Source organism: Polaromonas sp. P1_G4 (assembly GCF_056405475.1).
In genome coordinates this window covers 1-11,542 of sequence record NZ_JBFUCA010000087.1, presented here as the reverse complement: position 1 = coordinate 11,542, position 11,542 = coordinate 1, and the positions used below count along the sequence as shown (strand labels likewise).

8 protein-coding genes and 1 pseudogene are annotated in these 11,542 nt (G+C 65.1%); 8 read left to right on the top strand and 1 reads right to left on the bottom strand.

From position 1 onward, the window contains the following. The 7 genes from AC1D1X_RS06575 to AC1D1X_RS06545 all read left to right on the top strand — a co-directional run. On the top strand, positions 1–198 hold a 198-nt coding region (locus AC1D1X_RS06575), incomplete at its 5' end, for an SDR family oxidoreductase (RefSeq protein WP_477698006.1). Between the two features lie 85 nt (positions 199–283). After that, the gene (locus AC1D1X_RS06570; protein ID WP_477670360.1) at positions 284–1,963 is read left to right on the top strand and encodes a DUF1302 domain-containing protein; all 1,680 of its coding nucleotides are present in this window, start codon (positions 284–286) and stop codon (positions 1,961–1,963) included. Positions 1,964–1,986: 23 nt separating this feature from the next. Continuing rightward, positions 1,987–3,345, top strand: a complete 1,359-nt coding sequence (locus AC1D1X_RS06565) for a DUF1329 domain-containing protein (protein WP_477670361.1) — start codon at positions 1,987–1,989, stop codon at positions 3,343–3,345. Beyond that, positions 3,345–4,424 carry a WD40/YVTN/BNR-like repeat-containing protein gene (locus AC1D1X_RS06560; protein WP_477698005.1) on the top strand — a complete coding sequence of 360 codons (1,080 nt, stop codon included), beginning with the start codon at positions 3,345–3,347 and terminating at the stop codon, positions 4,422–4,424. Before AC1D1X_RS06565 ends, AC1D1X_RS06560 begins: the two co-directional genes overlap by 1 nt. A 39-nt stretch (positions 4,425–4,463) precedes the next feature. Further along, positions 4,464–6,878 carry an efflux RND transporter permease subunit gene (locus AC1D1X_RS06555; protein WP_477670363.1) on the top strand — a complete coding sequence of 805 codons (2,415 nt, stop codon included), beginning with the start codon at positions 4,464–4,466 and terminating at the stop codon, positions 6,876–6,878. Continuing rightward, positions 6,875–8,014, top strand: a complete 1,140-nt coding sequence (locus tag AC1D1X_RS06550; RefSeq protein WP_477670364.1) for an ABC transporter substrate-binding protein — start codon at positions 6,875–6,877, stop codon at positions 8,012–8,014. Before AC1D1X_RS06555 ends, AC1D1X_RS06550 begins: the two co-directional genes overlap by 4 nt. Positions 8,015–8,095: 81 nt before the next feature. Next, positions 8,096–9,055, top strand: a complete 960-nt coding sequence (locus tag AC1D1X_RS06545; protein WP_477670365.1) for an alpha/beta hydrolase — start codon at positions 8,096–8,098, stop codon at positions 9,053–9,055. Positions 9,056–9,080: 25 nt separating this feature from the next. Here AC1D1X_RS06545 and AC1D1X_RS06540 read toward each other — a convergent pair whose 3' ends face one another. Further along, on the bottom strand, positions 9,081–11,219 hold the full coding sequence (locus tag AC1D1X_RS06540) for an acetoacetate--CoA ligase (protein WP_477670366.1): 2,139 nt from the start codon (positions 11,217–11,219) through the stop codon (positions 9,081–9,083). Between the two features lie 198 nt (positions 11,220–11,417). Between AC1D1X_RS06540 and AC1D1X_RS06535 the strand changes: the two are divergent. Continuing rightward, a pseudogene (locus AC1D1X_RS06535) lies at positions 11,418–11,542 on the top strand (ribonuclease HI family protein); the annotation flags it as partial.

The window sequence follows — 11,542 nt, the reverse complement described above, 5'->3', positions numbered from 1 at the left end:
GTGTTCACGCCCATCCTGGGCGACTTCGTGGCGATGCTGGGCCAGGAGCGCGTTCAGGCCGATGCCCACCGCATGCTGCGCCCCGGCTTTGCCGACGAAATCGCACCCGTCATCGCATGGCTGTGCGGCGACGCCGCGCGCTGGGTCAGCGGCGCCAACATTCCTGTCGACGGCGGCCTGGCCTCCACCTATATCTAACTATATCTAACGCTGACACGCCGCGGGTGCGAGGGCACCCATCCCCCATTCACGTAACAACGACGACATAACGAGGAGACATTCGATGAACAAGGTATTCACACCCTTCAGGCCAGCCACGCTGGCCTTGGCCTGCGGCCTGGCTTGCGCACTGCCGGCTCACGCCCTGGAACTGGACAACGGCGACCCCGACACCAAAATCCGGCTGGACTTCACACCCAAGTACAGCCTGGCCTGGCGGCTGAAGGACCCGTCCGCACTGCTCACCTCGCCGGCCGCCCGCGGCGATGGCGGTGTGACCAATGAAAACGATGGCGACCTCAACTTCAAGAAGGGCCTGATCTCCAACCGCGCCGACCTGTTGACCGAATTTGACTACAGCCGCAGCAACTGGGGCCTGCGCATCAGCCACTCCGCCTGGTACGACTCGCAGTACCTGCGCGCCAATGCCAATGACGGCACGGCAGGCGTCAGCAACTTCGCCGGCCAGGCCGCCAACCAGTTCGTCCCGGCAACGCGGGACCAGCACGGCCGCGGTGACGAATTCCTCGACGCCTTTGTCTGGGGCAAGGGATCCATCGGCAGCATGCCGGCCTCGATACGCGTCGGCAAGCACGCGCTGCAGTACGGGGAGAGTGTGTTCTTCGGCCAGAACGGCATCGCCAACGCGCAGGGCCCGGTGGACATCGCCAAAATCGTCTCGGTGCCGAACTGGCAGTTCAAGGAAGTGCTGCTGCCGGTGGAGCAGATCTCCGGCACGCTGCAGGTGGCCGAGGGCGTGACACTGGGCGGCTACTACCAGCTCAAGTGGCGGCCCAGCAAAATCCCCGGCGTCGGCAGTTATTTCTCCAACCAGGACTACATAGGCGGCGGCCGGGTCTACCTCGGCGGGCCGGTGCTGCCCACCGACACCAGCCGCGACCAGAAGCCGGGCGACAGCGGCCAGTTCGGTGCCCAGTTGCGTTGGGCGCCGGCCGGAGGCAACTATGAGTTCGGCGTGTACGCGGCACGCTACAACGACAAGACCCCGGCTGTTCCGGTGTTTGACCTGATCAACGGCAATGTGCACAACGTCTATGCCAAGGGCATCAAGACTTTTGGTGCCAGCGTCACGTCATCGATAGGACAGCTCAACTGGGCACTGGAGGGCTCGGTGCGCACCGACGCGCCACTGGCCAGCGACCCCGCCGTGCTGGGCGGTGCACCCTTCATGCCACCGGCCAACTGCGACGGCTCTCCCTCCAACCCGTGCTATGCAACCGGCAAGACGGCGCACCTGAATCTGTCGGGCATTTACGTGCTCAACAAGTCCAGCCTGTGGGACGGCGGCGCCCTGGTGGCCGAACTGGCCTGGAACCGGCTCATGAGCGTGACCAAAAACCCCAGCGCCGTCGGCTTTGGCGGGCTGGATCCCAACGCAACGCGGAACGCGGCGGCGTTCCGCATGATCTTTGAGCCGCAGTACTTCCAGGTTTTGCCCGGCCTGGACCTGTCATTCCCGCTGGGTCTGGGCTACAACTTCGGCGGCCGTTCCGCAGCCGTTATCAACTTTGCCGGCGGGGCCAGCAAGGCGGGCGACGTGAGCATAGGCATCAAGGGCAAATACCAGAACGTCTGGAATTTCGCCTTGAACTACACCGCCTTCGTCGGCAAGGAAAACACCCTGACCGTCACGGACCCCAGCACCCCCACCCGCATGCTGTCCTACGGACAGACCCTGAAAGACCGCAACTTCGTTTCCTTCACCGCTTCCCGCACTTTCTGAAAAACATTACAGAGACAACCATCATGATGCAGACCGCAAAACACTCATTGCTCGTGGCCGCCCTGCTGGCCGGCGCCATGTCCGCCCAGGCCGCCGTCACCGCCGAAGAGGCCGCCAAACTCAAATCCTCGCTGACGCCCATGGGCGCCGAGAAAGCCGGCAACAAGGACGGTACCATTCCGCCGTGGGAAGGGGGCCTCGCCAAGGCCACCCCGGGCTACAAGAACGGCGATGCCCGGCCCGACCTGTATCCCAACGAAAAACCCATCCTGTCGATCAACGCCAAAAACATGGCGCAGCACGCCGACAAGCTGACCGACGGCGTGCAGGCGCTGATGAAGAAGTACCCCGACTTCCGCATCGACGTCTACCCCACGCACCGCACCGCGGCGGCGCCGCAGTCGGTGTACGACAACACCTTCAGGAACGCCACCCGGGCCAAGACCATTGAAGGCGGCTACGGCATGGAAGGCGCTTTCGGCGGCACGCCATTTCCGATTCCCAAAGACGGCTATGAAGCCATGTGGAACCAGCGCACAGCCTGGCGCGGCGGCAACTTTTCCATGCCGATGCGCGTGTGGGTGGTGACGTCCGATGGCAAGCGCACCATGGCCTCCGGCGGCACGCAAACCATACGCCAGGCCTTCTACGACAAGGACGGGAGCGCCGAAAAGTTCGACGGCTACTACCAGTACGGCAAGCTGGTGGTCAACGCACCGGGCTCCAAAGCGGGCGAAGCCATCCTGGCGCTCGACGGTGTTTCGGATGCCGCGCCGCGCGGCCTGTGGCAGTACCTGGTGGGCCAGCGCCGCGTGCGCAAAGCGCCTTCCGTGGCGTATGACACACCCGACTCGGTGACCTCCGGCATCGGTCTGTTCGACGAGGCCTTCACGCTGTTTGGCCCGATCGACAAACACGAATTCAAGCTGCTGGGCAAGAAGGAAATCTACATCCCCTATAACAACAACCGCGCAGCTTCCGCCAAGATCGAAGACCTGGTGACGCCCAACACGCTGAACCCGACCCAGGTGCGCTGGGAGTTGCACCGCGTGTGGGAAGTCGAGGCCACACTGGCTGCCGGCAAGCGCCATGTGGTGCCCAAACGCAAGTACTACATCGACGAAGACTCCTGGCAGATCGCGCTGTTCGACGGCTGGGACGCCAAAGGTCAGCTCTGGCGCACCAACTACGCACTGATGCTGACGGCACCGGACGTCCCCGCCGTGACCAACGTCGTGCTGTGGGGCGGCTATGACATGCAGACCGGCGCCTACTACCTGAACATGGCCTCCAACGAGCTGCCCAAACAGTATGAAGTGCAGCCGCCGATCCCGCGCTCCTTCTTCAGCGCTGAATCGCTCGCCAGCGAAGGCGCTCGCTGATGACCGGAAGTGCCCAGCCTCGCGTTGCGCGGCGGACAGCCCTGATGGGGCTGCTCGGCTGGGTGGCCTCCGCTGCACTCCCCGCATGGGCTGCCAACGGGCCCGCCGTATTGTCACAGCCGGCGCTGGTCACGCCCAAGGCGTCAGGCGCGGCCACATTGGCCGTGACACGGGCCGGCACCCGGCTCGTGGCGGTGGGAGAGCGCGGCACGGTGTTGCTGTCGGATGACCATGGCGCCACCTGGCGACAGGCGCAGGTGCCTGTGCAAGCCACCTTGACGGCCGTGTGTTTCGCCGATGAACGCACCGGCTGGGCCGCAGGACATCTGGGCGTGATTTTGCGCAGCGTTGACGGCGGAGCCACCTGGGAAAAACAGCTTGACGGCATGCAGGCGGCCGAGCTGGTGAAGCAGGTAGCGCAGCGCAGCGGCGACAGCCAGGCCATGGCACAGGCGGAGCGCCTGGTGGAAGAAGGTGCGGACAAACCGTTCTTTGACCTGGAATTCGTGGATGCCCGGCGCGGCTTTGCCGTCGGTGCTTACAACCTGATGTTTGCCACCGAAGACGGCGGCAAGACGTGGGCCGCATGGGGACTACGGCTGCCCAACCCGAAAGCCCTTCATCTGTACGGCGTGCGCGCCCACGGCCGCACGCTGGTGATCGCCGGTGAGCAGGGCTTGCTGCTGCGCTCAAGTGACGGYGGGGCCAGCTTTACCGCGTTGCAGTCACCGTACAAGGGCAGCTTTTTCGGCCTGCTGCGCACCCGAGGCGGCGCGCTGGTGGCCTACGGCCTGCGCGGCTCGGCCTACCGCTCGACAGACGAGGGCGTGCACTGGGACAAGCTCGACACCGRCGTGCCCATGGCGGTGGGAGCCGGCATGGCTTTGCCGGACGGCGGTTTTGTTCTGATGAGCCAGGCGGGTGACGCCCTGATGGGCACCGCAGGCGGGCCCGGCCTGCGGCGCATCCCGGCACGCGAGCCGGTCCCGGTTTCCGGCGTTGCCCTGGCGGCCGACGGCAGCCTGGTGCTGGCAAGCCTGCGTGGCATGCGGCACTTGCCCGCACTGCCGGCAAATTGAAAACAACGAAGAGACATGCGCCGCCAATGGCGAAACTTTATGCACGCCGATTCCTCCTCTTCCGATCTCCAGCCCGTCGTCGCACGGCTTGAAGACTTTGACACGCGTTCGGGCACGCTGCTTGAGCGCGCTTTTTTCAATCACCGGCTCTGGGTCATGGCGGTGTGCCTGCTGCTGACCCTCGTGCTGGGCTGGCAGGCCACCAAGCTGCAGCTCAACGCCAGTTTTGAAAAAACCATCCCGACGGGCCACCCCTACATCGTCAACTACCTGGCCCACAAGGCCGACCTCGGCGGCCAGGCCAATGCCTTGCGGCTGGTGGTGGAGGCCCGGCAGGGCACGATCTTCGACAAGGCCTACCTCGATGCGCTGCAGAAGATCAACGACGAAATCTTTCTGCTGCCCGGTGTGGACCGGCCCTTCATGAAGTCGCTGTGGACCTCCAACACCCGCTGGGTGGCCGTGACCGAGGAAGGCCTGGACGGCGGGCCAGTGATCCCTGATGCCTACGACGGCTCACCCGCCAGCCTTGCCGGGCTGCGCGCCAACGTCGAGCGCTCGGGCGAAATCGGCCAGCTGGTGGCGGGCGACTTCAAGTCCAGCATCGTGTTTGTTCCCTTGCTGGACCGTAATCCGGAAACCGGTAAGGCGCTGGACTATGGCGATTTGTCACGCCAGATCGAAGTCCTGCGCGCCAAGCACGGCAACGATGCGCTGCAGATTCGTGTGACCGGCTTCGCCAAGGTGGCTGGTGATCTGATCGAGGGCCTGCATCAGGTGCTGCTGTTCTTCCTGCTGGCTCTCGCCATCACCACCGCGGTGCTGTTTGCCTACACCCGCTGCGCCCGCAGCACAGCGCTTGTGGTGGCGTGTTCGGTGGTGGCGGTAGTCTGGCAGTTCGGCCTGCTGGCATTGCTGGGTTATGAGCTCGACCCTTATTCAGTTCTGGTGCCCTTCCTGGTGTTCGCCATCGGCATGAGCCACGGCGCGCAAAAGATGAACGGCATCATGCAGGACATCGGCCGCGGCACACACCGGGTGGTCGCAGCGCGCTACACCTTTCGGCGCCTGTTCGTCGCGGGCCTGACCGCGCTGCTCTGCGATGCCGTGGGCTTCGCAGTGCTGGTCATCATCCAGATCAAGGTTATCCAGGACCTGGCCCTGATTGCCAGCATCGGCGTGGCGGTTCTCATCTTCACCAACCTCGTGCTGCTGCCCATCCTGTTGTCTTACGTGGGCGTGGCCCCCACGGCGGCGGCACGCAGCCTGCGCCAGGAAGCATCGCAAGGGGCACAACGTTCATGGCTGTGGGCCTTGCTGGATCACTTCACGCAAAAGCGCTGGGCCACGGCAGCAGTGGTCGTTGCGGCGCTCATGGCCGCAGGCGGCTATGCCATCAGCCTGCATTTGAAAATCGGCGACCTCGACCCCGGCGCATCCGAACTACGGCCCAGTTCACGCTACAACCAGGACAACGCCTACCAGATTGCCCACTACGCAGCGAGTGCCGACATCCTGACCGTGATGGTGACCACGCCCGCGGATAAATGCACGGCCTATGGCACGCTGGCCAAGGTGGACGCCCTGGCCTGGCAGCTTGAGCAAGTGCCGGGTGTGGAATCCACCAACTCGATGGCCGCGCTGTCCAAGCTGGCCATGGTGGGCTACAACGAAGGCAACTTCAAGTGGTTTGAGCTGCTCCCCAACGAAGGCGCTTTGGGCGGCGTGCAGACGCGCGCACCCCGCGAGCTTTTCAACCAGAGCTGCTCTTTCCTCGCGCTGTACGTCTACCTGAAGGACCACAAAGCCGAAACCCTGGCACGCGTGGTGGCAGATGTGGACCGCTTCGCTGCGGTCAACAACACGCAGGACGTCACCTTCAAGCTGGCCGCGGGCAGCGCCGGCATTGATGCGGCGACCAATATCGTGGTGGGCAAGGCCATGCGCGAGATGCTGCTGTGGGTGTATGCAGCGGTGGTGATTTTGTGCTGGATCACCTTCCGCTCCTGGCGCGCAGTGGTGGTGGCGGTGCTGCCGCTGGTGTTGACCTCGATCCTGTGCGAGGCTCTGATGGTGGGCCTGGGCATGGGGGTCAAGGTCGCCACGCTGCCGGTGATTGCGCTTGGCGTGGGCATCGGCGTGGACTATGCCCTCTATGTGCTCAGCATCACGCTGGCCCGCATGCGCGAAGGTGCCAGCCTGTCCGAGGCCTACCACCATGCGCTGCAGTTCACCGGCCGCGTGGTTCTGCTCACCGGCATCACGCTGGCGCTGGCCATCGGCACCTGGGCTTTTTCACCGATCAAGTTCCAGGCCGACATGGGCATTTTGCTGGCCTTCATGTTTGTCTGGAACATGGTGGGGGCGCTGGTCCTGCTGCCCGCGCTTGGCTACTTCCTGCTGCGGCCGGCAGTGGCCCTGCCCACGCCGGTCAATGTACGAGTGCCGGTATGAGCCGGCGTGGCGACACACTGACCCGCCGCACGCGCAGGCTTCTTGCCACGGCGATGCTGCTGGGCGCGGCCGCGGCAAGCCATGCCGCGCCCGACGCCCTGGTCGTCGGCCAGTCTCTGCCGCTCACCGGCGCGGGCTTTCCGGTCGCCAACCGTGTGCTGGCCGGCGCCCGCGCGCATGTGGAGCGCGTCAACGTGTCAGGCGGAATCGCCGGGCGCCGCATCGAGCTGGTGACGCTGGATGACGGCGGCGACCCACGGCGCGTGGCGGCCAACCTGCGCATCCTGGTGGGCCAGCACAAGGCAGTGCTCATCGCCAATTGCCTCGGTGAACGGGCCTGCCTTGAGGCCGCCCAGGCCACGCGTGAACTTCGCGTGCCGCTGGTCGGCCCGATGTCGGGCGCGTCGGCTTTGCGTTCTCCCGATGTCCGCCATGTTTTCAGCCTGCGGCCGGATGATGCGCGAGAGGCCGATGCACTGGCGCGCCAGCTGGCATCCATCGGCGTCACCCGGGTGGCGGTGCTGGCCGACGGTTCCGAACCGGCGCGCACCGAGGCGCTGGTGGCAGCCTTGCAACGCGACGGCCGGCAGGTCACACGCATCACCGCCGACGCGCGGCTGTCGTCCATCGAAGCGGCATTCCGCGACGTGGCCAAGGCCGCGCCGCAGGCCCTGGTACTCAACCTGGGCAACGAGGTGCTGGATGCGCTGGGGCGGCTTCCGGCCGCAGCCTATGACAGTGTGCCGTCCACCATCGCCACTTTGTCGACGGCGGGGCTGACGCAGCTGACACGGCTGTTTCGCAACCGGCTGGTGGGCTACACCAGCGTGGTGCCGAATCCCGAGGTGGCCCGCCTGCCCATCGTGCGTGAGCTCGAGCGCGATGCAGACGATTTCATCGGCCCCGAGGCTATGACCTTCGAAGGCCTGGAGTCCTACCTGAACCTGCGTGTCTGCACGGAAGCCTTGCGCCGTGCCGGCCCGCGCACCGACAGCCAGCGCCTCGGCGAGGCGATTGAAAGCCTTGGAGCACTGGACCTGGGCGGCTTCAGGCTCTCGTTCGGTCGGGAGCGGCACCACGCTTCGGACCATGTCGAGATCGGCATGCGGGCGCGCGATGGAAAACTAATTCGGTGACACCCCCTAGGCGCCTGCGGCCCGGCAAAGCCGGTTCCGCGCTGACCCTTGTACTGCAACTGTGAACTGCCAAGGACTGCAATGACCATATCTACCATCCCCACCGTGCTCGAGACGGCTCCGCTGGACCCCGCCTTGGCCGGCTTTCTGGCGCAGGCGGCCGCGCAGGGCAACCCGCCCCTGGAAAGCCTGCCCCCCGCCATCGCGCGGCAGGTTTACCGCGAGCTGGCCGGCACCTTGGGCTTGCCGGCCCCAGCCATCGGGGAAGTGAACGACACCAGCTTCCCCGGCCCCAGCGGTCCGCTRCGCCTTCGTGTATACCGGCCCGAAGCTGCAGGCCCCTGGCCCGTGCTGCTGTATGCGCATGGCGGTGGTTTTGTGATCGGCGATCTGGAGACCCACGACAAGGTTTGCCGCACGCTGTGCCACCACAGCGGCATGCTGGTCGTGGCGGTGGACTACCGGCTGGCGCCGGAGCACCCCTTCCCCGCCGCACCGGACGACGTCGAGGCCGCCTTGCGCTGGGTACTCGCAAATGCCTCTGCGTTGGGCGGCGACGCAAACCGTATCGCTGTGGCCGGCGACAGCGCCGGCGCGCAGCTGGCACTGGTGGCATCACGGCGCGTGAACGCAAAAGCCGTTCGCGCGCTCGGCCTGATCTATCCGGTGGCACAGCACCCCAGCCAGCCCAGCGCCTCCTACCCGGAGAACGAAGGCAAATTTCTCAGCATGGGCGTGATGCAGTGGTTTATGGCCAGCTATCTCGGCAAGCAGACCGATGCGGACAAGCATCCTGACTTTGCTTTGCTGGACTCAGGGGGCCTGGCGAACCTTCCCGCCACATGGGTCGCCACCATGGGCCACGACCCGCTGCGCGACGAGGGCCACGCCCTCGCCCGGCGCATGGACTCTGCCGGGGTAGAGGTGACGCACCGCCACTACCCCAGTGCCATTCATGCCTGTATACATTTCACGGCGGTGTCGCCCATCGGCCTGCGGGTCGTGACGGACCTGGCGCGGTGGTTGCGCGAACAGACCTGACCGGCTTGCGGCCGGCATCATGACGTCACGCGGGGCGGTCTGTCTCCACCCGCCGGCTTTGCGCGAAGGCCACATACCAGTCCAGGCTGCCCGGGTTGGCCATGGCGTCTTTGTTGACGACTTTCTCCAACGGCTGGCCCAGCAGCAGTTTCTTGATCGGCAGCTCCTGCTTCTTGCCGGATAGCGTGCGTGGGATTTCAGGCACGACAAAAATCTCATTGGGCACAAAGCGCGGCGACAACGCCGTCTTGACGGCCTGGTTCAGGCGCACCTTCATCGCTTCGTCAAGCACATGGCCAGGCCGCAGCACCACAAAGAGCGGCATATAGCTTTCGCGACTCAGGTATTCGAGGTCGACCACCATGGAGTCCAGCACTTCGGGCAGCGCCTCAATCGCGCTGTAGAGCTCGCTGGTGCCCATGCGCAGGCCGTGGCGGTTGATAGTGGCATCGCTGCGGCCATAGATGATGCAGCTGCCCGAGGGCGTAACCTTGAGCCAGTCGCCATGCCGCCACACGCCGGGGTAGGTGTCGAAGTAGCTCGCGAGGTAGCGTTGGTTGTCCTTGTCGCCAACGAAGTACAGCGGCATGGACGGCAGCGGCTGCGTGCAGACCAGCTCACCGACTTCATCGACAACGGACTCGCCCTTGTCGTTCCAGGCCTCGACCGCGCAGCCGAGGATGCGGCATTGCATTTCGCCGGGAACCACGGGCAGTTCGCGGTTGCCGCCTATAAACGCACCGGCGAAATCAGTCCCGCCGGAGATATTGCACCACCAGATTGGTGCCCCCACGCTTTTCACTTCGTGTACCTCCGGCGTTACGCTGCCCCTTTCCCCTGAAATTGGGGCTGCCTGGCCTTGGGGCGGCCCGGCGGCCAGGCGTGTCCGGTTTTCCCGATCACGTAGCTTTGCGAACTGCGCGGTACCCCATCGCTGCGTGTCTTCGCTGAGCGGTGATCCAGTTGTGCCCAGCGTACGAAGCCGGCCCAGGTCACCACACTGCGCAATGTCAATCCCCGCCTTCATGCAGTTGGCAAAGAAGGCCGCACCCGCACCAAAGAAAGTAGCACGCGTGTTGGCGACAAAGCGCCACAGTGTGGTCCAGTCGGGCTTGTCCTTGTTCGTGCCCGCCGGGTTGCCGTCGTAGATGCAGCAGGTGGTACCGTTGAGCAGGCTGGCGGCCTGCACGTTCCACATGATCCAGCCGGTGGAGCTGTACCAGTGAAAGCGTTCCGGATTGGCCGGGTCGGCATAACTGGGTGCCAGGTCGTTGTGCAGGCGCAGCAGCGCCAGCCCCACCAAGGCCACGCCACCATGGCCGTGGACGATGGGTTTGGGCAGGCCGGTGGTGCCGCTGGAATAGACGATCCACAATGGATGGTCAAACGGCAGCCAGAGTGGCTCGAAGGCCGCTGTTTGTGCATCGTTTCGGGCTGTGGCGCTTTGCAGGTGTGCGCAATCAGCTATCAAATCAATAGCATTTGAATTGCCGGGCAGCACCTCGTGAAGGATCACGTGCGTGGCGCTTGGCAGCGCGGCGGCCAGCTCGGCCACCACGCTGCGGCGGTCGATGTCCTTGCCGCCGTAGTGCACGCCGTTGCAGGCGATCAGCACCTTGGGCTCAATCTGGCGAAAACGGTCCAGCACAGCGGGCGTGCCCATGTCGGGCGCGCACACACTCCACACGGCGCCTATGCTGACCGTCGCGAGGAAGGCGACCATGGTCTCGGGCGTGTTGGGCAGATAGGCGGCCACGCGGTCGCCGGGCTGTACGCCCTGCGCCTTCAGGTGCAGGGCCAGCGACGCCGACTGCCGGCGCATCTCGGCCCAGCCCAGTTCGCGCGCTGCTTCGCCGTTCGCCAGGCTGCCTTCACCGTGGCTGACGATGGCAGGCACGCCCGCCGCGTCGGCCGCGGCCGTGTGGCGGAACACCTGCTGCGCGTAGTTGCCCTGCGCACCGGGAAACCACTCGGCTCCCGGCATGCTGCGCCGGCCCAGCACGGCCGTGTGCGCAGTGGGCGACTGCAGTTCGAAGTAGTCCCAGATGCTTTGCCAGAAGGCGTCGAGGTCGGTGACCGACCAGCGCCACAGCGCGTCATAGTTGTCGAATGACAGGCCGCGCGTAGCCTGCAGCCAGTTTTGGTACTTGCGTATCTGGAACATGAACGCAACCATAAACCAAGAGCGGCGAATGCGACCGGGTGGTATCCCCGGCATGACTTATATTGATTGGCTCTGCTTAATCGGGCCGTCTCCCATGGGGCCGCCTGTGCCGCGCATCTGTCCGCCTGAAAGTATTCATTGAACAGCGAGCCCTGGGTCATCTACTGCGACGGCAGCGCCGTGCCGAACCCCGGCCGCATGGGTCTGGGCGCGCTTGTCATGGCGCCTGACGGGACCCGGCATCCGCTGTCTATTACCGCGGAAGGCCGGGGCTGCAACAACGAAGCGGAGCTGCGCGCGCTGATGGCGGCCATGCAATACGC